At 54.9% G+C, this 1,037-nt stretch carries 1 protein-coding gene; it reads left to right on the top strand.

The features are described from left to right. Nucleotides 1–1,037 (top strand): elongation factor Tu (tuf, locus tag HMPREF3140_RS10820; protein ID WP_020316953.1); only part of this gene is annotated, 1,037 nt, incomplete at both ends.

Raw genomic sequence — 1,037 nt, 5'->3', positions numbered from 1 at the left:
CTGGCTAAAACCTACGGTGGTTCCGCTCGCGCATTCGACCAGATCGATAACGCGCCGGAAGAAAAAGCTCGTGGTATCACCATCAACACCTCTCACGTTGAATATGACACCCCGACTCGCCACTACGCGCACGTTGACTGCCCGGGCCACGCCGACTATGTTAAAAACATGATCACCGGTGCTGCGCAGATGGACGGCGCGATCCTGGTTGTTGCTGCGACTGACGGCCCGATGCCGCAGACTCGTGAGCACATCCTGCTGGGTCGTCAGGTAGGCGTTCCGTACATCATCGTGTTCCTGAACAAATGCGACATGGTTGATGACGAAGAGCTGCTGGAACTGGTTGAGATGGAAGTTCGTGAACTGCTGTCTCAGTACGATTTCCCGGGCGACGACACCCCGATCGTTCGTGGTTCTGCTCTGAAAGCGCTGGAAGGCGACGCAGAGTGGGAAGCGAAAATCATCGAACTGGCTGGCCACCTGGATACCTATATCCCGGAACCAGAGCGTGCGATTGACAAGCCGTTCCTGCTGCCGATCGAAGACGTATTCTCCATCTCCGGTCGTGGTACCGTTGTTACCGGTCGTGTAGAGCGCGGTATCATCAAAGTAGGTGAAGAAGTTGAAATCGTTGGTATCAAAGAAACCGCGAAAACCACCTGTACTGGCGTTGAAATGTTCCGCAAACTGCTGGACGAAGGCCGTGCTGGTGAGAACGTAGGTGTTCTGCTGCGTGGTATCAAACGTGAAGAAATCGAACGTGGTCAGGTACTGGCTAAGCCGGGCACCATCAACCCGCACACCAAGTTCGAATCTGAAGTGTACATCCTGTCCAAAGATGAAGGCGGCCGTCACACTCCGTTCTTCAAAGGCTACCGTCCGCAGTTCTACTTCCGTACTACTGACGTGACTGGCACCATCGAACTGCCGGAAGGCGTAGAGATGGTAATGCCGGGCGACAACATCAAAATGGTTGTTACCCTGATCCACCCGATCGCGATGGACGACGGTCTGCGTTTCGCAATCCGTGAAGGCGG

Source organism: Klebsiella sp. HMSC16A12, assembly GCF_001808265.1.
Classification (GTDB): domain Bacteria; phylum Pseudomonadota; class Gammaproteobacteria; order Enterobacterales; family Enterobacteriaceae; genus Klebsiella; species Klebsiella pneumoniae.
The sequence above is the reverse complement of the archived record's forward strand: the minus strand, read 5'-3'. Positions and strand labels throughout refer to the sequence as shown.